Consider the following 22,972-nt stretch of genomic DNA (forward strand, 5'->3'; position numbering starts at 1 on the left):
TAATGAGTTCGCCGTAGTGAATGAACTTCACGCCTGGCATTAAAGAGGGCTTCATTCTTGATCAGTCCGCCTGAAAATCTTCCAGAGCTGATTCTTCGCCAAGTCACGAAAACACCTGACACGCTGGCGCTGACGGATGCACAGCATCAACCGATGACCTATGCCCAAATGGAACGGCGTTCACGCCAATGGTGTATGGCGATACTGGGTGCCGGAGTGAAACCCGGCCAGTTTATCGGTTTGGCATTGAACCGTTCTCCAGATCTGGTTTGTGCCCTGTTGGGCATTCTGCGAGCGGGTTGTTGTTATGTACCGCTGGATCTGAAATATCCTGCACAATGGTTGAAATTTGTAATACAAGACTCGCAATTGACAGCACTGGTTTGCGCAGACGGGTCCGACTTCCAATCCTGTGTGCCTGATACTTGCCAGGTGATCCTGCCCTCCCATCTGCCAACAGTCGGCCAATCTGATGGTTGGACTGTCTTCCCGCTCGTACATGAAGACTCAATTGCTTATGTCATCTATACGTCCGGGTCAACGGGGGTGCCCAAAGGCGTATTGATCCGCCATCGCAATGCGGTGAATCTGGTGAATTGGGCCTCCCAGTACTACAGTCGCGACGAATTACGCTACGTCCTGTTCTCGACCTCTATCTGTTTCGACTTGTCCGTCTTTGAAGTGATGGCTCCATTGTCCGTGGGCGGTACGGTCCATGTGGTACATGATGCGCTATCGCTGTCAGATGAAACCCCCACCCCTTCCATATCCCTGATTAACACCGTCCCAAGTGTCATGAAAGAGCTTGTGCGACTTCAGGCAGTTCCATTGACTGTCGAAACCGTCAATCTCGCGGGCGAAGCGTTATCAGCCTCACTGGTCGAATCGATTTACCGACTCGAACACGTTCGCAGAGTCTGCAATTTATATGGCCCTACCGAAACAACCACCTATTCGCTCTGCTACACCGTGGAGCGTGGCGAACAGACACCCGCCATTGGCACGCCTATTTCAGCGACACAAGTCACACTGATTGACGCCCACAACAGGGAGGTTGCCGTAGGCGAAATAGGCGAGATTTTCATTTCTGGCGCGGGTGTCGGAGCGGGTTACCTCAATAGCACTGAAGAGCACCCCAGCGGCTTTGTGCAGCACAACAGTGTCGCCGGAACGTTCTCTGCTTATCGAACCGGGGACTTTGCGCGCTGGCGTGAAGATGGACAATTAATGTTCTGCGGGCGCAAGGATGAGCAAATAAAAATTCGCGGGTATCGCGTCGAATTGACCCATATCGAAGAAGTACTGAAGCAGCTTCTTGAGGAGGAGGATATCGCTGTTGTCATTGCCGAAGATGCGCCTTACGGTCCTCTATTGGTCGCGTTTATCGCCAACCGAGCCGTGAATGATGACTTCATTGCCTTGTGTCGACGGGATATCCCCCAGGTTTTGCCTCATTACATGATTCCTGCTGTCTGGAAAACTATTGAAGCATTTCCTCGACTGGCTAACGGAAAAGTTGACAGGTCCTCGTTAAGAAAATTTTACGCATTGCAGTTATCTCTCAAACAACAGCAACCGACTGAAGCGCTGAGCGTGGGCACAGTCAGTTTGCATCGACTTGTAGAAGAAAGGGTGGCACAACGGCCCAATTCCGTGGCGGCCATATTCAATGATACACAACTGTCGTTCAGCGAACTCAATACTCAGGCCAATGCACTTGCCGGCAGGTTGCGCGGACTGGGTGTCGGGCCTGACCTTCTGGTGGGCGCGTATTTTGAGCGGTCACTGGAAATGCTCATCAGTCTGTTGGCGATCCTCAAAGCGGGTGGCGCGTACCTTCCGCTGACTCCCGACACGCCCGCGGCGAGAATGGAGTACATGTTGCAAGATTGTGCAGTAACAATACTTCTGACCCAAAAAACGCTAGCCGATTGCCTGCCTCCCCTCCCCGGCATTCCCCACATGATTTGCGTGGACTATTCGGCAACCGAGCCGGCGGAAGTAGTCGAAAACCTGCCCGACCGCACCGCACCGGAAAATCTCGCTTACGTCATGTACACCTCCGGTTCCACAGGCAAGCCCAAGGGGGTGGCGCTGCCTCATAAAGGCATCGTCAACCGGCTCCTTTGGATGCAGGACACTTTTGCACTGTCCGTGGATGACAGGGTCCTGCAAAAAACGCCTTTCAATTTCGATGTTTCGGTATGGGAGCTCTTCTGGCCACTTATAAGCGGCGCCACATTGGTGATCGCCAAACCGGGCGGACACCGCGACGCCAAATATCTGGGCGAAGTGATCAAGCTTCAGTCCATTACGACCCTTCACTTCGTCCCGCCGATGCTTGAAATGTTTCTGGACACTCCAGAGGCGACACAATGCCAGTCGATTCGTCGAGTCTTCTGCAGTGGCCAGGAGCTCTTGCCTAAACTTCAGCAGCGCTACTTCTCCACGCTACCGAATAGCGAATTGCATAATCTCTACGGTCCTACTGAAACATCCATTGACGTCACGCATTGGCATTGCGATCGCCACAGCATCGCAACTCGGGTACCGATTGGCCGTGCAATCGCCAATACCCGAGTATATGTACTGGATGAACATCTCAAACCAGTATCGCCTGGCGTGATCGGCGAACTTTATATCACGGGTGTTGGTTTAGCCCGGGGCTATCTCAATCAGCCGGAACTGACGGCAAACAGCTTTATCAGTAACCCGTTTGACTCGACATCACCACGAATGTACAAAACTGGCGACCTGGCCCGGTTCTTGGCAGATGGCAACCTTGAATACATCGGACGGCTCGATACTCAAGTGAAGATCCGCGGTTACCGGATCGAACTTGGAGAAATCGAGGGCACACTGCTGGCCTGTCCAGAAGTCGATGCTGCGGTTGTACGCCTGGTTGACAGCGAGGAAGGGCACCACGGCACACAGGAACTTACTGCTTTTTTAACGCTTCACAACGCTATCAATTGCACCGCTGCCCAACTGCGTGCACGTTTAGAGCGGGAGTTGCCGCAATACATGCTACCTGCCAGGTGGGTCATTCTTGACGCCATGCCGCTTACTGCAAACGGTAAAGTGGATATCCGGCAACTCTGTTGCAGGCCCAAACAAGTACTTTCTCCTGTCGACCCTCAGCAGCTGTGCGGGCTTACCGTTCAAGAGCTGACGAGGACGATATGGAAACAAGTACTGAAAGTCGACGCTTTGGGTCTGGACGACAATTTCTTTGCCATGGGTGCAGATTCTTTCATGGCAAGTGCGGTGGCACAGCAATTAAGCCAAGCCTTCGGACAACCGATAAATGTCTCGATGATATTCGAGGCTTCCACGGTTTCAACTCTTACTGAACGCTTGTCGGGCACCAAAATCAGCTCCAGACATGTTCTCGTCAGCCCCCCTCAATCGCCCGAGCGCCTGAGTGATGGTCAGCAACAGCTTCTCGCTTACACGCGATTGATGGATGCGACGCCAGCGCTTCAAGTCAGTTTCTGTCTGAAACTTCGACGTACTGTCAGCATCCGAGAAATCGAGCGCTGTATTTCAACACTCGCCACGCACCACGTCGGACTTCACTCCAGGATCGAAAATGACAACTGGGTGGCAATGGTCCATCCACCATCGCTGGAAGTCATTGAAACCGGTGCACTGACCGCATTGCACATTTCAGACTGGTGCATAAATCTTGCTCGGCGCAATCTTGATATTCAGGGTCAAGGTGCGTGGAAGGCTTATTGTCTAAACCATGGAAACGACGCGGTCCAGCTCGTGTTGGTGTTTCATCATGTGCTTATAGACGAATACTCCGTCGAGCGAATATTGGGTGATTTCGCTCAACTGCTGGAAGGGCACCCGCTACCACGCATTGGCAAAGTAGCAGAACGAAGGACAACACCCGAACGCAACGATATCGACTGGTGGGAACAGCACCTGCGCGGTCTACCCAAACTTGATATCCCGATAGATAAAGTTGTCGGCCAGTCTCAAACACCCAGTCTTCGATCCACGCGACGTGTTGTTCATTTGAAGCAAACCGCCTGGCAGCAATTGCTCCGCACTGCACGTGAATGCGCTTCGACTCCCTATGAAGTCCTTGCGGCAGCACTTGTGCTGGTTCTGCATAAATGGACAGCACGATCAAATGTGCTGCTGGGCGCGATCTACTCCCATAGAGACACGGCTTTATCCCAGGAACTCGGGTTTCAATGCGCGCTATTGCCCATCAATGTTGAATTACCACCGAATGCCGATTGGCAGCAAACACTCGCGTTAACGCGCAAAAGTATTCGCGAAGGCCATGAGCATCACAACGTATCAACGGTCCATCTGCATTCGTTGGCCCAAGCGCTCTGCGCCAGCAGGCAATTGTTGCCGATTCGATTCGGAATGATTAAAAAGCCTGGAGCCACCCTTGATCAGACCTGGTTCGATGCAGAAGAAATCGACACGGGGTACACCGAAAGCTATTTGAGCTTCCAGGTACGATACGACGTGAACGAAGCCTGCCTTTACGTCGATGGGCGACGGGAGCTGTTCAACGAAGATACGCTCGGCTGGCTGGTTTCCCAATGGTTCGCAACCATTGAGCAAGTACCGCATTGCGTTGGAATCAACACGTTTTCGTTACCTGACACTGAGGACATCAATGCTCGGATTGCCATCGAGTCGATCTGGACACGTTTCAACCAAAGGGTCGCGGAACAGCCTGAGCGCACGGCGATAGAGGAGGATGCTTGCCGGATCTCCTATAAAGCCCTCAAGGGACGATCCCTGGCTGTCGCCGCCCACCTGAACAGGACCGTCGAGCCCGGCGACGCCGTTATCATTTATTGCGAGCGCGCTATAGAAGCAGTTGTAGCGATCTTCGCCTGCCTGCGTATCGGAGCAGTGTTCGTTCCCGTAAATGCGAATGTTCCGGTCAACCGATTGAGCGAAATTGTCCGTATCGTCGGTGCGAGAACGCTATTACTGGATGCCCCGCCGGATCTTTCGTCAGCCTTGCAGCCCTTGGTGAAAACGCTCATCGACACTCGCACCGAGCAGACCGAAAAGGGTGAAGAGGCGACATTTCCCACCTATCGTCAAATACAAGACGATGTCCGCCCCGCCTACGTTCTCTTTACTTCAGGTTCGACGGGTGTACCCAAGGGTGTAGCGCAGAGCGAGGCTGCGTTGGTGCACCATATCGAAAGTTATATCCGCAGCGTCGATATCACATCCTTTGACTGCCTTAGCCTGATCGCGAGCGTGGGTTACGACGCCGCTTTAATGGATGTATTCGCAGCCTTGTCAGTTGGTGCACGGCTCTCTGTGAGAAGCCTCGCAAGACATGGTCTATCGGGCATAGCTGCGTGGCTGGAGCAGCAGCGCATTACAATTCTACATGCCACACCTTCGGCCTTTCGCGCCCTGCTCAAAGCGCCTCTGCAGTCAACATCGCTGTCTACCATCCGGTGCGTGGTGTTGGGCGGAGAGGCCGCGCGATCAAGTGACCTGGCCCTCTTCAATCAATATTTTGCAACCACTGCTCGATTAATCAATGGCTTTGGCCCGACCGAGTCGACGCTCGCGCTGCAGGCGTCTTTCAAACATGGCGCTCACTGCACATATGCCACCCTGCCTATTGGTCTGCCAGTGGGTGGCACGCAGGTATACCTGATCAACGAACAGACCGGTGACGGTTCGATGGAAGGTGAAATCGAGCTGCGCAGCCCCTGGGTCATGCTTGGCTATATCAATGCGCCTTCAGACCTTGCTGCGCTGCTCATCAGCGCGCCGGACAAGCGTTTGCAACGCTATCGCACGGGAGACATCGCACGCCGCCTGCCGGATGGACGTCTGCTGCACTGCGGGCGACGCGATGAGCAAATAAAGGTCAACGGTGTTCGCATTGAGTTGGCCGAAGTCGAAAACGCGCTGATTCTTCTGGAGGAAATATCACAAGCCTGCGTCCTGGTGCGCCAAAACCTCAACGACGAGAACGTCCTGTGCGGTTTTCTGATACTTGCAACAAGTCTTGCGTGCGATCCACAGAGCATTCGACGTCAATTGCACAACTATCTGCCCGCGGTGATGGTGCCATCCGAGCTAACCTTCGTGGAGCACTTCCCTTATCTGGCAAATGGAAAAATCGACAAAGGGGCCCTGTGCGCCCGCCCCCCCGTCATGCCACAGCACATCCACCTCAGTGACTTTGAATCGACCGTCGCAGGATATTGGCGCAATGAGTTGGGGCTACCTTCACTTCCTGCCCGCAACAACAGATTTTTCGACCTGGGTGGAAACTCTCTCACGGCAATGTCGGTTTGCGCGGCGATCAATCAGGCTTACGGGCTTCAAACGAGCCCTTCTGCCTTGCTTTCAAACCCGACCCTGGAGGCCTTCGCGGTCATTCTTCAAAACCGGCAATCGCCCCTGGATGGAAGCATCGCTACGGATAGCAGCGCTTTTGCGTTATCACATCAACAGGCGCAATTCTGGTTGCAGCACTTGATATCAGGTGGCGCAGACAAAAACTGGATACTGTGGAGCGCCCGGATAAGCGGCCCCCTTGATCGCGATATCGTTGACAAGACGCTGGATCACATCGTCGCACGCCATCCTCTGCTGCGCCTATGTGTCCACAATAGCCCGACTGGACCTCAAGCGATCCTGGCATCCCCCGGTCCTGTGCGTGCCATATGGGAGTCCGTGACGGATCTAAACCTGCCCGTCACAGTGGAACACCTTCCTCATTCACTGCGTCGCCCGTTCACTTTGACTGAAGGCACACCGATACGCTTTGCCGTCCTGCTGTACGGCGACGAGCATTATCTCGTGTTTCTTGCCCACCATATGGTTGTCGATGCGTACTCATGCCAACTAATACTGCGCGACTTTGACCGCACCTATGCATCGATGCTCGGCCTGATCCCGCAACAGGTCAGCCTCCCGCCCCCGACTTTCGATGATTCACGCAGACGCCTTGAAGCAGCGGCCCAACAGGCTCGGGATGCCGGCGCCATAACGTACTGGACAGAGCATCTTCGCCATGCAAAAACCCTGCTCGACCTTCCGCTGACAGACGCCAAAGGGTTAGTGCCGGGCACGGAAAGCATTCGCCGCAGCGTAGATATTGATGCCTCGATAACCACGGCGCTCGAACAATTTTGCAGCGAGCAGTCGATTACGCTCAGCAGTGCGCTTATCGCTCTGTTTGCGATTGTGTTATGCCGCTATGCAAATGACAGCGAAGTCATTATCGGCCTGCCGGTCTCGTTGCGAGTCCTGCCAGGCGAAGCCGATGTGGTGGGCCCCCTGATCAACACCGTGCCAATTCATTGCGAACTGGCACCTTTACAGGGCTTTTCTGAACTGTGCAGCATTGTCCAGACCCGCGTCGCCAATGGCCTCGACCGGGCTTATCTGCCACTGCATGAAGTCGCGGCCGCGGTACGGCCCAATCGACAGCCGGGACGCAGTACCCTGTATCAAGCTGTGTTCTCATTCCATGACGACACTTTGCAGTCTGCTGATCAATACAGGACGATCGAGCCAGTACGCACTGACTCGGGCACGATAAGTGGCGACATAGCCTTGACGGTCGAGCGTCAGGCACACGCTCTAACGTTCTTGCTGGATGGAGCCAAAGGCAGACTGCACTCGAAACTGATTGAGCGCATCGCCGCCCAGTTACCGGTCCTTTTGCACAATCTCTTGAGTGCGCCTCAGGCCTCTGTTCTTCATACGTCAATGCTGCCCCATGAACAGCGTGCGGAGTTGACGGGACCACTGGCCGGATCTCGTCAGCCACTCACTGTCCCCCAAACTCTCCTCGACTCAATCCTGGGTGTGGCGAAGAAACGCGCCAACGCGTGGGCCGTTCGCGGTCGCCATAACCTGACGTATTCAGAGTTAGTGGAACAGGCAAGCTCCCTGAGTCGACGATTGGAACAATCGAACGTGGAACCCGGAGAGTTCGTTCCTTTCATGGCCTGCGAGTTGATTAATCCTGCAGTCGTCGAGCTTGCGATACTCATGGTCGGCGCAGCATTCGTTCCCATCGATCCCTCATGGCCTGACACCATGAAGGACAAAATACTGACCGACATCCAGGCACATGTACTGATCGAACAGCATGAAGGCGCCTTGCACCCCGCCCTCCTGAATATCAAAAACAAAGCTGGCAGCGCTCGGGTGCACTCCTTGTGGAGTGACAGCGATATGCCCATTTATGCGATCAGCACATCCGGTTCCACTGCCCTCCCAAAAACAGTTGTCATCGCACATCGCGGCATTCTCAACCGGTTCGCCTGGATGTCGGTTTTTTTCGGTAATGGTTACCCCGTCACGCTACAAACGACGCCACTGACATTCGATAGTGCCGTCTGGCAAGTACTCTGGCCTTTGAGCCTGGGCGGGACCTGCGTGCTGCCCACACGCAACGAACGATTCGATATCGACGAATTTGCACGCGTGGTCAACGACTACAAGGTAACCGTGGTTGACTTCGTCCCGTCCGTACTCGATGCGCTGATGGGCCAGATAACGCAGTCACGTCTGGCAATAAGGCATATGCAGGTACTGCGCTGGATCATCCTTGGAGCCGAGCGGTTAAGTGGCACGACAGCCCGGCGTATCCGTTCGCTCATTCCGGCAGCCCGTATCGTCAACCTCTATGGCCCTACAGAAGCCACCATCGGTTGCATTTACCACGAAATCATCGACGCCCATGGCGCCTACATTCCCATTGGTCGCCCACTGCCCAATGTATCTGCCTTCGTTGTGGACAATCAGCAGGCCCTGGTGGCACGAGGTGCCCCCGGCGAATTGATGCTCCTGGGCGCATGTGTCGGCGCTGGGTATCTGGGGCAGACCTCAACGACAGGCTTCTGTAACAGTCTGCTCCCCGAACACCTTGGCGAACCCACCTACCTGACGGGTGATCTGGTGCGCTGGAACGAAAATGGCCTGCTCGAGTTTCTCGGCCGACGCGACTTACAAACAAAGGTTAGAGGGATCAGGGTCGAACCAGCAGGCATCGAGGCCATGCTGCGCGAACATTGCGAAGTCAGTCGCGCGGCGGTTCTGATCCGCCAGGACAACCCGTGCAGGGCAAACGACGAGATCGTCGCATTCGTCGTCACGCAAAGTGAATCTGCCGATCTCATCGAGTCAATCTTTTCCCATCTCAGGGAGCGTCTCGCCTCACATTTAATACCCTCCCGAATCATGGCACTTGCCGATTTTCCATTACGGTCCAGCGGCAAGCTGGACGAGCAAAAAATGCTCGCCTTGCTCGGCAGTGCGAAACCGGACCACGCACCTGTAACCGGGGCCCTTGGTGTTCATGGGCGTGTGCACGCGATTTGGCAGGCGGTGCTCGGCACTCTTCTGGCGCTGGACGAAAACAAAACATTCTTCGAGGTCGGCGGGCATTCGCTCCTGACGCTGTCGCTGCAGCGCGAGCTCAATCGTGAATTCAATCTGGCTTTGAGTGTGACCGATCTGTTCAGGCACACCACGATCTCGACTCAAACCCGACTCATCGTCGCTCGACAAGGACATGCAACAGTCAGCGCCTTAACAATGGATTGATAACGGTATGCAACCAATGGATCAAGAAAGAGATGACATCGCCATTATCGGAATGTGGTGTCGGTTCCCGGGCGCAGACTCCCCTGGCGAGTTCTGGACAAATCTGGTCGAAGGAAAGCAATCGATCATGCCCATTCGCCGCGACGAGTTGTTGCACTCAGGGTTGGCAGCAGACCTGATCGATAACAGCCGATACGTCCCCTTCCGTGCGGTGCTACAGGATGCCACCGACTTCGACCCCGGCGCATTTGGCATCACTCCTGCGCAAGCGCAACTGACGGATCCACAGCACAGGCAGTTTCTGGAGTGCGCCTTTCTGGCACTGGACGATGCCGGACTTGAACGAACCAGAGATGAACATATCGGGGTGTTCGCCGCACAAAGCCAGAACGCCTATCGCCAGGCTTGCGATGCGCCGGCTGGGTCTGTCAGCGCCTATAGCGCCGATGTGTTCAACGGCGATGCTCACCTGGCTGCCAACGTTGCCTATCGACTTGGTGCCAGCGGCCCGGCAATCACAGTCAAAAGTGCCTGTTCAAGTTCATTGGTTGCGGTGCACCTTGCCTGCCAGGCCTTGCACGGAAACGACTGTGAAATCTCCATCGCCGGCGGCGTTTCTATTGGCTGGCCACAATACGCAGGGCATCTGTATACCCCCGATGGAATCATGTCCCGCGATGGGCGCTGCCTGCCATTTGATGCAAACGCCACCGGAACCGTTCGAGGCGAAGGTGTGGGTGTTCTGATATTGCAAAGACTCAGCGTTGCGCGCACGGCGGGGCGTCACGTCCACGCCATCATTCGTGGCAGTGCGGTAAACAATGACGGTGCAGGCCGAATGGGCTTCTCCACGCCATCGGCCTCGGGCCAGGCACAAGTCATCACCCGTGCGCGTAGGCGCGCCGGCGTCAGTGCAGAGCAAGTATCGTTGATAGAAACCCACGGCACCGGGACCGCCATAGGTGATGCGGTGGAGCTGGCCGGTCTTGAAGAAGCCGCCGGTACAGCGCCCTCACGCAAGGTCTTCATTGGAAGCGTCAAAGGTAACATTGGACATCTTGATGCGGCGGCAGGAATTGCCGGCGTCATAAAAACAGTCCTGGCGCTGACTCATCGTAAAATTGCGCCGCAAGTGGGATTCAAGCAGTTTCATGAGGAGAGTCTGCACTACGCAGATCGCTTTACAGTGCCTGTAAAAGCAGAAGACTGGCACGTCAGCGGTTGCCGAATGGCCGGGGTAAGTTCGTTCGGGCTGGGTGGAACCAACGCACATATCGTCCTGCAAGAGCATGTGGAACCCGCCACCTGCAAGCAGCCCCAATACAAGGGGCCACTGATTTTCCCATTGTCCGCAACCAGTGAGACCGATCTTCAGAATGATGCATCGCGAATAAGCGAGCGCAGCATTCAGCGCTCACTCAGACCACAAGATGTGGCCTACAGCCTGGCCAACAGAACGGCCATTGGAGCGGTTCGCTTCGCCTGTGTGGGCAACACGCCAGACGAGCTGGTCCGGCGCTTGAAAACAGCGGGAGCCACATCAGTTCAGGTGCCCGCGCAGTTCCACGCAACATTTGTATTCGCCCACCAGGCTGATGTTTGCATCCAGACTCTGGACCAACTTCGCGAGGCATTACCCAGCTTCGATCGTCACTTTTTGTCCATCGCCGACAGGGTAACCTCGGCCACAGGGAGCGATCCGCACCATACCCCGTATCTGCTGCGATTTTGCGTTCAGGTATCAATGGCGAGAACCCTCATTGCGCTGGGAGTGCAAGTGACGACATGGGGCGCACAGGGTGCCGGAGCATGTTCTGCCGCCTGCCTGTCGGGTGCCCTGAGCATTGAGGACAGCGCGCGGCTGGTTCTGCTCGCCGCACACGATGCGCCCGCGAATCAGGTGCGCCAGTTACTCGATGACATTAGCGCATCCGCCAGCCCCGGCTGGAACGACCTCGATGGCAAAATCGTGCCGGAGCACCTGTGGCGCACGCCTGGATACTGGAAGGACAGCTTCAGTCATCGACTCCCAGCTGAGTCAGCTAGTCACCCCTTCGCGCAAAACACAAATCCATTGATGCGGCTGGATATGCTTCACGCGTCACTGACAATCGAGATGGACACGCCTGATGTATTGGCGCAATTGCTGAAAATCGTCGCCTCGGCATGGACAAACGGCGCCCCGATCAATTGGTCTTTGCTGTACGAAGGGATGGATGTTCGCACGGAGCCTTTGCCAGCTGCGCCCCTCAATCGCGCTCCTTTTTTACCACCTGCATACAGTCAGTCATGGGTAGGGGAAACCGCAGCCCCCCTCTACAGCGAGTCAACATCGCACACCGCAATGGTAAAGGGCATTGAGCCATTCACCGGCTCTTGGGAAACGCTGGTTCGCGACAGCTTCAGTGAAGTACTACAGATTTCCCAGATAGGGAATTCAGAGAACTTTTTCGACTTGGGCGGCTGTTCGCTGACGGCACTGGATGTAATGGACCGTTTGGAGAAACTGACTGGCGTTCGCATTTCATTGCGCACATTTCTCCATGCCCCTACCGTATGCGATCTAGCGTGTGCTCTGGAGAAAACTGCCTCGCGGGGCAACGATGACTGCCTGGTAACATGCGCACCGTGTTCAACCCCGACACTGGGTGATCCTGGTGAACAGGAGCTTCCCGCCCCTGACACGGAGAAACTACCGCGTTTCAGCCTCTTTTTCTTTTCGGGCGAAGCAGCCGCTCAAGCGCAACCCGACACTTACACATTGCTCCTCGACGCCGCCAGATTTGCAGATGAGAGCAACTTCGAAGCCGTATGGGTGCCTGAGCGACACTTTCACAAGTTTGGCGGTTTGTTCCCCGCCCCCTCCGTCCTGGCCGGTGCCTTGGCGATGGTGACCCAACGCTTGGCCATCCGCGCGGGCAGTATTGTGTTGCCCTTGCACACTCCGCTGGAAATTTTCGAGCAATGGTCCGTCGTCGACAATTTGTCAGGCGGCCGCGTCGGGATGGCCATCGCACCTGGCTTTCATCCCACCGATTTTCTTCTGGCACCCTCCAGATTCGCCGATCGACGCGTGCAACTGCCACGAGCATTGCGCGAATTGCGCGAGCTGTGGCGCGGTAAGGCATTTGAAGGAGATGACGGCCTGGGACGCCATACAAAAGCCCATCCATTGCCCCGCCCCCAACAAGCCGAGCTACCGATCTGGATCACTGCGTCCGAGAGCGAACAAAGCTTCAGGGACGCTGGAGAGGCCGGTTTCAATATTCTCACGGCACTATTGGCGCTTGACGTCGAAAGCCTTGCCAAACGCATTACTGTCTACCGGACCGCGCTGGATGGAAAACCCGGGAAGGTGACCGTCATGTTGCACACCTACATTCATCCTGACGCCTCTAATGTGGCCACGATTGGTGCCGGGGCTTTGTCCAGATATCTGCAGGAGCATCTGGATTTTGCCTCCCCTCGCACGGCCTACGAGCAGGTCAATAAACTTGACGATGAAGACCGCCTCGCATTGGTCGACCATGCTGTATCGAGATACCTCGAAGGCGCCTCACTCATTGGAACGCCGGCCAAATGCGTGGCATTCGCAAAAAAAATGGCGGCGATTGGTGTGGACGAAATTGCCTGTCTGGTTGACTTCGGAGTGAGTCGAGACGACGTCATGGCCTCTTTGAAGGAGCTCGCTTCGATAGGAGGACAGCCATGAGCACCCTGCACCACAACCACCACGGCGGCGACGATTGTCCGGTGCCTGCGACCATGGCGCTTTATCCAGCGTCCGCCGCTCAAAAGCGTCTGTGGTACATGACTCAGCTTTCCCCTCGCAGTCCGTTCTACAACGTCACGCTAGCCATTCGCCTGGGCATCGCGCTGAATCAAACGGCCATGAAAGCGGCATTACAAGACCTGGTGATTCGCCATGAAATATTACGAACGCGCTATCTCGTTGACCAGGGAACCGTCTGGCAAAAAATCGAAGCGGCGCAAGGCTGGCAACTGGAACTACTCGACTATTCAGCAGTTCCATACGAGGAACGCGCAAACATCTGCAGCCAGATCGCGACAGACATCTCCAGGCTTGATATCGACCTGGAAGCGGGCCCGGTCTTCAGGGTATTTCTGCGACAGTTCGCGGACGATGATCATCTATTGATCCTGTTGACTCACCACATTGCCACTGATCAGCGATCAATCAATCTATTGTGCCAAGAGCTCGATGCACTGTATTTCAGCCATGTCGCGTCATGCCCGTTGCACCTCCCGGCGCCACTCCAATATCGCGACTACTCCATTTCGCAGCTTCAGCGGTTCGAACAAAAACGTGAGCGGCTGTTGGCCTATTGGAAAACACAAATTCCAGGAGCTGCACAACCGCTGCCGCTTCCTTACGACACTCCCCTGCAGGGTGGCGACAGGGATAGAACAGGCCGTGAACATCCATTCCTGATCGAACAACAGGCAGTCGTGTCTTTTCGCGGATGGTGTCGCCGCCAGCATATGACAGAGTTCAGTGGACTCCTTTGTGTCTGGGGTGCGCTATTGCATCTTCTGACCGGTTCGGAACGCATCTTCATTGCAACCACAACTGCATTCAGGGATGGGCAATGCTTTTCGAATACCCTTGGCTGTTTCATCAATACGTTGGTTGTCAATGTCAGAGCAACGGCCGAAGACTCCGTTGCGTCCTTCACACAGCATTCACGGGATCAGTTGTTCGACGCACTGGAACACAGAGAATTAACCTATGAACGATGGGTTGAGCTGGCCCGGGCGCAAGGTGAAGACGCTGAGGAATTCATCAGTACCTATCTGCAATTCCAACCGAAATCAGTGTCGACAAACCACTACAAAGGTCCTTTCACACCGAACATGAATGTTTTCAATGGCAAGGCCAAGTTCCCACTGATGCTTAACGTGAGCGACAAGGGCGAAGACTTCATATGCACCATCGAGTACGAGTCCAACGTTTTCAACGCTCAAACCATTCAGGATATTGCAGAAGGATTCCTGTCGGTTTTTTCCAGCATGCCCGCCAATGACGATGCCTGCGTCGCCTCGTTGATGCCGGAATCGATCATCAACTATCCCCGCCCTGCCGCTTCCCCTGATGTCACCACGCCTCCAGCGTCAGTGTTACCCACGTTGATACCCGCGCCTCTCAATGACATGGAGCACCGTCTGGCAGACATATGGGATGCGTTGCTGCCGACCCGTCCACAGCACCGGACCGATGATTTCTTTATGCTTGGCGGTCATTCTTTACTGCTCACCCAGCTCATATGGGAGATTCAGAAAAAAATGGGCATCGGCGTGCGTCTGTGCGAACTGCGAAACGCACTCGCGCTGGGAGAAATGGCACACTGCATCCAAAAAGCATCACTTCGCGGGGAGTCGAGTCCGAGGAACATATGACGTTCAAAGGATTGAACAGCGCTGCCAATTAACAGATCAGAGAGTAACTTTTGTGAGCACAGCAAAGACCATCGCCGTAATTGCCCCCTCGGGCATTCCTGATCAGGAAAACCTTGCTCAAGGAGTTGCCCTTCTCCAAAGCTGGGGCCATCGGGTTATCCTCGGGCGTAACATCTACCAGAAGTGGCGTTACACCGCCGGCACTACGCCACAGCGCGCCGAAGATCTGATCTGGGCATTGACCGATCCCGAAGTGGACGTCGTCTGGGTGGCCAGGGGAGGATTTGGCGTCCAGCACTGCCTCCCTGCCTTGCCTGTCCTCAAAGCAACGGACAGATCCGTCATTGCCAGTTCGGACTCCACAGCTTTGCTCAACTATCTGTATTTGCATGGCTACGTAAATCTGTTTCATGGACCAATGGTCACTTCCCTGGCGAATGACGTCGATGAGGCAACACGCACGACCGTGCAGGGATTGCTCGACGACCCCAAGGCATCGGGTGTCATTCAATGTGACAACGCCTTGGAACCCGTGAGGGAAACCCTTGCAGGGCCACTGGTCGGCGGTAACATCGCCGTACTTGCCAGTTTGGCGGGTAGTGAATGGCCCTTGCGCGCACAAGGTGCGATTCTCATGCTCGAAGATGTAACGGAACACGCCTTTCGACTTGATCGTTTCCTCCTCCAGCTGTGCGCCAGTGGCGCACTGGAGGGTGCATCAGCAATTGTGCTGGGTGAATTTGTGAAGTGTTATCTGCCTGCTGATGCGGATTACACTGCCAGCGAGTTGGTATTCGATCTTTTGAAACCCCTCGGTGTGCCGATCCTCACGGGTGCGCAATTCGGCCACGGCACGACGAATCTCCCTTGGCCATATGGCCGCACGGTGACTTTGTCCGGCGCCTCGATCAATTTTTAGCGGTTACTGCCAAGTTGTTGCCGCTGACCGAAAACTGACCCAATAAAGGCTGTTCTGCCGACTGAAAACTGACCCAGGTGTTCAACTGCTTCTTCTCAATTTTTGAGCAGGAGAACACAGGGTGATCAGCATGAAAATGATGGGCAAAATTCGGCAGATGTATTTTCGCGACAAGCTGTCTTGGCGAAGATACGATCCATCTGAGAAAGCGAGGTTTAACGATCCTCCTTCAACGTTACCGCCTTAAAAGTTCGCCAAGCGAGAAAGACCGCTGCAAAGGAGTTTTCTTCAGCGGTCATGGCGGTGAGACGATCCTCTCTTCGAGAGGCGCGAGGATCAATACCTTTCGCGACCAAACTGCGCGCCTGATCACGCGCCAGACGAGTGTCTTTAAGGCCGAGACCCGATTTCGATGTACTCACTGATGCACACAGCATGCGCAGCAGGAGGCGGCCTCACTAGAAATCGCAGACGAAAAAAAAGAGGCCTAAGCCTCTTTTTTCAGTGATTTACAAACTTCCGTAGAACTCTGTAGATCTTTTTTTGGAGCGGGAAACGAGACTCGAACTCGCGACCCCGACCTTGGCAAGGTCGTGCTCTACCAACTGAGCTATTCCCGCGTCTTGGTGTGGCACATTCTATAGAATCTAGAACATGCGTCAACCCCTTGATTCAAAAAAGTTTTATTTCTTTTCCACATCCGTCTTCAGATGCGGCCAGGCAGCGCGTAGATACTGGATCATGGACCACAAAGTCAGGCCCGCAGACACCAGCAGCAACGCATAACCCACCAGGACCCAGAAGCTGAAGTCCGACGGATTGGCCAGCAGAATCACCAGCGCCAGCATTTGTGCAGCGGTTTTCCATTTACCCAGGTTCGACACTGCAACATGCGCACGGGCGCCCAGTTCTGCCATCCACTCCCGAAGGGCAGAGATGACGATCTCCCGACCGATGATCACCGCTGCCGGCAATGTCAGCCAAAGGTTGCCGTGCTCTTGTACCAGCAGCACCAGCGCGACCGCGACCATCAATTTGTCTGCCACCGGATCGAGAAACGCGCCAAACGGCGTGCTTTGCTCAAGGCGGCGCGCCAGATAACCATCCAGCCAGTCCGTAGCCGCGGCGAACGCGAAGACCGAACTGGACGCTACATAGCTCCATTGATACGGCAGATAGAACAGCAAAATGAAAATCGGGATAAGCAGGACGCGTAGAACGGTGATCAGATTAGGGATATTCATCGGCACAACTGGCTACGAGGTGAAAAAGCATTCTACTCGCTATGCAGGTTTGCATAAATCGACTCAGCGAGCTTTTTACTGATCCCGGGGGCTTTGGCGATCTCTTCGATGCTTGCACGAGACAGCTCCTGCAATCCACCAAAATGTTTCAGCAGATCACGTCGACGGGTGGGTCCTACCCCGGCAACCCCTTCAAGTGTTGATGTACGACGCGTCTTGCCACGCCGCGCGCGGTGCCCGGTAATCGCGAATCGGTGGGCCTCATCGCGGATCTGCTGGATCAAGTGCAGCGCCGGCGAGTCCCCGCGCAAGGTGAATTCATGGGCGGCATCGTTGAGGTACAGCGTTTCAAAACCGGCCTTACGCGTTGCGCCCTTGGCCACACCCAACAGAATCAGATCGGGCACCGCCAACTCATTGAGCACATCCCTGGCCATCGACAACTGCCCCTTGCCACCGTCCACCAGCAAAATGTCCGGCAGCTTGCCCTCCCCGCCCTTCAGCTTGCTGAAGCGTCGGGTCAGTGCCTGATGCATGGCCGCATAGTCATCGCCAGGGGTCACCCCTTCGATGTTGTAACGCCGGTAGTCGGACTTGATCGGCCCTTCCGGACCGAACACCACACACGAGGCCACCGTCGCTTCGCCGCTTGAGTGACTGATGTCATAGCACTCGAGGCGTTGCGGCGGCTCATCCAGGTTCAGCACCTCGGCCAAGGCATCGAACCGCGCAGCAACGTGCTGCCGATTGGCCAACCGCGCCCCAAGCGCCTGCTCGGCGTTGGTCACGGCCAGTTGCTGCCAGCGCGCCCGTGTGCCGCGAACCCGGTGACTGATGGTCAACTCACGACCACGAAGCTCTTCGATGGCCGCTATCAGGGTCGGAAAGTCTTCGTGGACCACGTTGACGATCAGCTCACTCGGCAAATCGCGCTCAGGGCTGCTGATGAAATATTGCCCCAGAAACGCCGCCATGACTTCGGCGACGTCCTCTTCAATACCCACCTGCGGAAAGAAGTTCTTGCTGCCCAGCACGCGTCCGCCGCGCACACTGATCAGATGTACGCAGGCACCGCCCGGGTTGATGAAGGCCGCAATCACATCGACATCACCGGTGCCGCCCTCCATGCTCTGCTGATCCTGCACCCGTCGCAGCAGGGATATCTGGTCACGCAGCTCCGCCGCCCGCTCGAAATCCAGGGTACTGGCCGCCGCCTCCATGCCCGCAGACAGTTCATCGGTCAGCGCATTGCTGCGACCTTCGAGAAACATGACCGAGTGCCGCACATCTTCGGCGTACACATCAGGCTCGACCAGCCCCACGCAAGGTGCCTTGCACCGTTTGATCTGATATTGCAGGCAGGGCCGCGTGCGGTTCTTGTAATAGCTGTCTTCGCATTGACGAACGAAAAAGGTCTTTTGCAGCAGGCTCAGGCTTTCACGAATCGCACCCACGCTCGGGTAAGGTCCGAAATACTTGCCTTTGGCCTTTTTCGCACCACGATGAATGCTCAATCGCGGGAACTCACCATCCGACAGAAACACGTACGGATAGGATTTATCGTCACGCAGGAGGATGTTGTAGGGCGGGCGCCATTCTTTGATCAGCGTCTGCTCAAGCAGCAGCGCTTCCGTTTCATTGGCGGTAATCGTTGTTTCGATCTGCGCAATGCGCCCCACCAACGCTGCGGTTTTCGGGGCCAGCCCGGTCTTGCGAAAGTAACTCGCCAGGCGCTTCTTGAGGTTCTTGGCCTTGCCGACGTACAACAGGCGCGCATCGCTGTCGAACATGCGATACACACCAGGGCGCCCACTGCACGTTGCCAGGAAGGCGCTTGGATCGAACAGGTCAGTCATTGTCAGAGGCTGGCATCAACCATGCCGTGACGAACCGCCAGCAACGTCAATTCAACATCGCTGCTGATCGAAAGCTTCTCGAAAATGCGGTAACGGTAGGTATTGACGGTTTTGGGCGACAGACACAGCTTGTCAGAAATGATCTGAACCTTCTGACAGCCGACAATCATCAGCGCAATCTGTATTTCTCGTTCCGACAGTGCATCGAATGGCGAATCGTTGGTCGGCTGGAACGACTTGATAGCCAGTTGCTGGGCAATCTGCGGGCTGATGTAGCGTTGCCCGGCGAAAACCAGGCGAATGGCCTGGACCATCTCCGCCAATGCAGCGCCTTTTGTCAGATAGCCCGCGGCACCGGCCTGTAGCAGTCGTGTAGGAAAAGGATCCTCTTCACACACCGTGACCGCCACAACTTTGATGTCTGGATGACTGCGCAGCAATTTGCGCGTGGCTTCAAGACCGCCGATCCCGGGCATCTTGACGTCCATCAACACTACATCGGGCTTCAACTCACGCGCCTTCAGCAGGGATTCCTCCCCTGACTCAGCCTGGCCGACTACTTGCAGGCCATCGATGTCAGCCAGCATTCGTGTAATACCTGTACGAACGAGATCATGGTCATCGACTACTAGCACCCTAATCAAGCAGACACCTCGCGATATGGTCTTATTTGGTTGCCAGACACCTTAGCAAAAAGCACCCGACAGACCTAGCGGCAAGCGCTATATAAAAAGTTTATGCGCGCCATGAAGCTTCTATGACGCACCCCGATGATACCTGTCAAAGTCGACAATCGCGTTCCATCCTCAGAAAACACTCGTCCTCACCCACGACCTGCAATCCCATTCGCTGGTAAAGCGCTTGAGCCGGATTGTCCTTGAATACGGTCAACCGCAAGGCCGGACGGCGCTCCTTGCGTGCCATCTGCAGCACTTCCTCAATCACCCAGGCCCCGGCGCCCTGGCCGCGAACGGCCGCAATTACGTGCAATTCACGAATGTACAGCGCTCTTGCGTCGCGACTGAGGCTGACATAACCCACAACAACGCCATCCTGACGGACCAGCCAGCTTTCCCGCCCGGCCCAGGCCACATCAAAGGCCTCGTCCTGCCAAAGCAGGTCATGCCGAATGTAATAACCCAGCATGGTCTCGCACGTCAGTTTTCGCGCAAAATCCAGGTACGCCGAAGACGCCGGTTGCAAATCAAAGGCCATTCTCGACACCTTCATACATTGGCAACATCCACCACCTGCCCGCTCCAGCCCTCACGATTGCGGCGCGCAACGACCAGTGCATCACCAACGCCAGGGGCGGCGACGATCAGCGAACCGTCCGGTGCCCAGATCGCGCTGCGTCCTGCCGACTCCCAGCCACCCGTCACACCGCCGTGGTTAGCCATCAGCACTGCCATGGAATGTTCGAGCGCATAACCTTGCAACAACGCCGTGTCAGGGGCGTAGCCACCTTCGGTGATCAAAACACTCGCAGCGTAGACGTCAGCCCCCATCTTTGCAGCATTACGTGCATGGCTGGCGTGGGAAAAGTCTGCACACACGGCAAGAGAGATCCGATCATGACCCAAGGTCAACATCGACCCACCGGTCCCGGCGGCAAACGCCACTTCTTCACCGGCATGCAGGTTCTGCTTGGTGTAGACCGCCAACGATCCATCGGCGGCCAGCACCAGTGCACCGATCAGGACCGGGGAATCGGCTGACAACCGAATCGGCATACCCACGACCGCAGTCACACCCATTTCCTGCGCGAAGTCACGCAACGGCTGTAAGACCGGGTCCTGCGGCGCGATGGCCAGTTGCGCGGCCAGACCTCGCTCATAGCCAGTCAACGACAATTCAGGGAAGACCAGCAACTGCACGCCCTGCACGGCGGCAGCCTCGATATAGCATTGATGCCGGGCGATGTTGGCCAGCAGATCCCCGGCGAGGGAAATCGATTGCGCGGCGGCGATGCACAGGTTCGTCATGGTCGGTCCTTGCTGACGGATTTGAAGTGCGCGGAGTTTGTCACAAACCCCGGGATAGAAAGCAGCCCTGGCTCCGATAGTAATTTCTGATTGAACCTGACTACGGGCCTCTAGTAAGCTCGGCGCATTCATCGGAGCCAGACCATGTCCACTACCCTCTTACAGCGTCAACCTCTCAGCGCCCCGCGCTCGGTGACGGCTGCCCGGGTAAACGACGTTTGCGCACCGGCGAGCTTTTATTTTGGGTATTGGTTTAGCCACTGGCGCGCCTGATACCCACACGGCGCCCACTTCAGACGGGTCGCCACCAGAGAATTCTCAACCCCCGGTCGGCTTCCCGACCGGGGGTTTTGTTTTTTCAGCCCTGAACACTTTTTGCGTCATCACAACGAATCGAGGAATCACCATGAACTACGCCACTTATTACCGTCACGACAGCTTTTGCGCCTGGCGATTTAGCAGCTTCCGCTCGGGACAGCCTGCCGCCTCCGATCGGTCACCCGCAGGTGGCAAGCAAACACACGCAGCCAATCCGGCCAATTGTCGAACACCCCAGTAGGGCCGAGCGCGCGGGAACGAAACCCGCCGCCAGCCCAGGAAGCCCGAACATGAACTCATCCGTATCCGCACTGCCGCTGTCCACCCTGAGCCCTGCCAATGAGGCACTGACCTTGCGTCTGCCAAGCGCCCTGGAGCTCAAACATCAAATACCGCTCAACTTGCTCCTGACCCAGCAAGTGGCCGCCCATCGCCAAGCGGTGCGCGCCATCCTCGAAGGCCAGGACGCTCGCCTCCTGGTGATCGTGGGCCCCTGCTCACTTCACGACCCTGAATCCGCCCTCGAATACGCCGACAAGCTCGCACGCCTGGCCGCCGACGTCAGCGATGACATGCTGCTGGTGATGCGTGCCTACGTCGAAAAACCCCGGACCACGGTCGGCTGGAAAGGCCTGGCCTACGACCCACGACTCGATGGCAGCGACGACATGGCCGCCGGCCTGACCCTGTCTCGCGAGTTGATGCGTGAAATGCTGCGCCGGGGCCTGCCCATTGCCACCGAGCTACTGCAACCGATGGCGGCCGGCTACTTCGACGACCTGCTGAGCTGGGTGGCCATTGGCGCGCGTACCACCGAATCGCAGATTCATCGCGAAATGGCCAGTGGCCTCGGCATGCCCGTGGGCTTCAAGAATGGCACCGACGGTGGCGTATCTGTCGCCTGCGATGCCATGCGCTCGGCCGCTCACCCTCATCGACACTTCGGTGTCGACAGTCAGGGCCATCCGGCGATCATCCAGACCCAGGGCAACCCCGACACCCACCTGGTGCTGCGCGGCGGTCACCAGGGGCCGAACTACGATCGCCAGAGCATCGCCCGGATCAATCAGGACTTGCGCAAACTGGCGATACCGTCGCGGATCATGGTCGATTGCAGCCACGCCAACAGTGCCAAGGACCCCTTGCGCCAACCGGCCGTGTTCAACGACGTTCTGGAACAACGCCTGCAAGGTGACCGCTCATTGGTCGGCATGATGCTCGAGGGCCACCTGTTCGACGGCTGCCAGCCGCTGAGCGCAAACCTGCGCTACGGGGTTTCGGTGACCGATGGGTGCCTGGGCTGGGAGGCCACCGAACGGTTGCTGCACACCGCGAGCCTGGCCCTGCATCGACAACGACGTAGCGCATCACTGCCCGCCTGATCGCAACCCGCCCCTCAAACGCCCCGCCTCCAGACCAGAGCGGGGCCTGCTGGCCAAGACTCATCCCGAGGCCAATCGCCTCTTGCATCGCGGCGTTCAACATCGCGGCATGCATTCTATTGCCGCTTGAAACGTCAGACCGGACTGTCAGACGTCCCACCAACACGAACACGTGAAAGCACCGCAGGGCGTCAGACACTGCATTGAAGTCCGCGGCGGGCAGGATAAAAGACGCTCGAACATCCGAGTAATGCCTCATGGACATCCGAAT

General features: G+C 56.2%; 10 protein-coding genes and 1 tRNA gene. 5 read left to right on the forward strand and 6 right to left on the reverse strand.

What is annotated here, in order from left to right:
* Positions 1-57 precede the first annotated feature (57 nt).
* Genes AABM54_RS15540 through AABM54_RS15555 form a run of 4 tightly spaced genes read left to right on the forward strand, consistent with a single transcriptional unit; the run spans position 58 to position 15,916 of the window.
* Positions 58-9,579 (forward strand): amino acid adenylation domain-containing protein, encoded by a 9,522-nt coding sequence (locus AABM54_RS15540; protein ID WP_347900867.1) that lies wholly within the window; start codon positions 58-60, stop codon positions 9,577-9,579.
* 16 nt (positions 9,580-9,595) lie between these two features.
* Entirely contained in the window at positions 9,596-13,291 is a 3,696-nt protein-coding gene (locus AABM54_RS15545) for a MupA/Atu3671 family FMN-dependent luciferase-like monooxygenase (RefSeq protein ID WP_347900868.1), read from the forward strand.
* On the forward strand, positions 13,288-14,997 hold the full coding sequence (locus AABM54_RS15550; protein ID WP_347900869.1) for a condensation domain-containing protein: 1,710 nt from the start codon (positions 13,288-13,290) through the stop codon (positions 14,995-14,997). Before AABM54_RS15545 ends, AABM54_RS15550 begins: the two co-directional genes overlap by 4 nt.
* Positions 14,998-15,049: 52 nt before the next feature.
* Positions 15,050-15,916 carry an LD-carboxypeptidase gene (locus AABM54_RS15555; protein WP_347900870.1) on the forward strand — a complete coding sequence of 289 codons (867 nt, stop codon included), beginning with the start codon at positions 15,050-15,052 and terminating at the stop codon, positions 15,914-15,916.
* 544 nt (positions 15,917-16,460) lie between these two features.
* On the opposite strand, the gene AABM54_RS15560 is transcribed toward AABM54_RS15555, so the two are convergent.
* From AABM54_RS15560 to AABM54_RS15585, 6 genes are all read right to left on the reverse strand, one after another.
* A tRNA-Gly gene (locus AABM54_RS15560) sits at positions 16,461-16,536 on the reverse strand.
* 63 nt (positions 16,537-16,599) lie between these two features.
* Positions 16,600-17,160 (reverse strand): CDP-diacylglycerol--glycerol-3-phosphate 3-phosphatidyltransferase, encoded by a 561-nt coding sequence (gene pgsA, locus AABM54_RS15565; protein ID WP_347906216.1) that lies wholly within the window; start codon positions 17,158-17,160, stop codon positions 16,600-16,602.
* A gap of 32 nt (positions 17,161-17,192) precedes the next feature.
* The gene (uvrC, locus tag AABM54_RS15570; RefSeq protein WP_347900871.1) at positions 17,193-19,016 is read right to left on the reverse strand and encodes an excinuclease ABC subunit UvrC; all 1,824 of its coding nucleotides are present in this window, start codon (positions 19,014-19,016) and stop codon (positions 17,193-17,195) included.
* 2 nt (positions 19,017-19,018) lie between these two features.
* The gene (uvrY, locus tag AABM54_RS15575; protein ID WP_347900872.1) at positions 19,019-19,660 is read right to left on the reverse strand and encodes a UvrY/SirA/GacA family response regulator transcription factor; all 642 of its coding nucleotides are present in this window, start codon (positions 19,658-19,660) and stop codon (positions 19,019-19,021) included.
* Between the two features lie 136 nt (positions 19,661-19,796).
* On the reverse strand, positions 19,797-20,231 hold the full coding sequence (locus AABM54_RS15580; RefSeq protein WP_347900873.1) for a GNAT family N-acetyltransferase: 435 nt from the start codon (positions 20,229-20,231) through the stop codon (positions 19,797-19,799).
* An 11-nt stretch (positions 20,232-20,242) separates the two neighbouring features.
* The gene (locus AABM54_RS15585; protein ID WP_347900876.1) at positions 20,243-21,001 is read right to left on the reverse strand and encodes a carbon-nitrogen hydrolase family protein; all 759 of its coding nucleotides are present in this window, start codon (positions 20,999-21,001) and stop codon (positions 20,243-20,245) included.
* A 608-nt stretch (positions 21,002-21,609) separates the two neighbouring features.
* Between AABM54_RS15585 and AABM54_RS15590 the strand changes: the two genes are divergently transcribed.
* The gene (locus AABM54_RS15590; protein ID WP_347900877.1) at positions 21,610-22,701 is read left to right on the forward strand and encodes a 3-deoxy-7-phosphoheptulonate synthase; all 1,092 of its coding nucleotides are present in this window, start codon (positions 21,610-21,612) and stop codon (positions 22,699-22,701) included.
* Positions 22,702-22,972: the final 271 nt, after the last annotated feature.

The sequence above is a fragment of the Pseudomonas purpurea genome (genome assembly GCF_039908635.1).
Classification (GTDB): Bacteria; Pseudomonadota; Gammaproteobacteria; order Pseudomonadales; family Pseudomonadaceae; genus Aquipseudomonas; species Aquipseudomonas purpurea.

Bases quoted from the DNA above. Each gene is read 5' to 3' on its own strand.
- AABM54_RS15545 (WP_347900868.1), top strand. From the start codon at position 9,596: ATGGATCAAGAAAGAGATGACATCGCCATTATCGGAATGTGGTGTCGG.
- AABM54_RS15550 (WP_347900869.1), top strand. From the start codon at position 13,288: ATGAGCACCCTGCACCACAACCACCACGGCGGCGACGATTGTCCGGTG.
- pgsA (WP_347906216.1), bottom strand. From the start codon at position 17,160: ATGAATATCCCTAATCTGATCACCGTTCTACGCGTCCTGCTTATCCCG.
- uvrC (WP_347900871.1), bottom strand. From the start codon at position 19,016: ATGACTGACCTGTTCGATCCAAGCGCCTTCCTGGCAACGTGCAGTGGG.
- AABM54_RS15580 (WP_347900873.1), bottom strand. From the start codon at position 20,231: ATGGCCTTTGATTTGCAACCGGCGTCTTCGGCGTACCTGGATTTTGCG.
- AABM54_RS15585 (WP_347900876.1), bottom strand. From the start codon at position 21,001: ATGACGAACCTGTGCATCGCCGCCGCGCAATCGATTTCCCTCGCCGGG.
- AABM54_RS15590 (WP_347900877.1), top strand. From the start codon at position 21,610: ATGAACTCATCCGTATCCGCACTGCCGCTGTCCACCCTGAGCCCTGCC.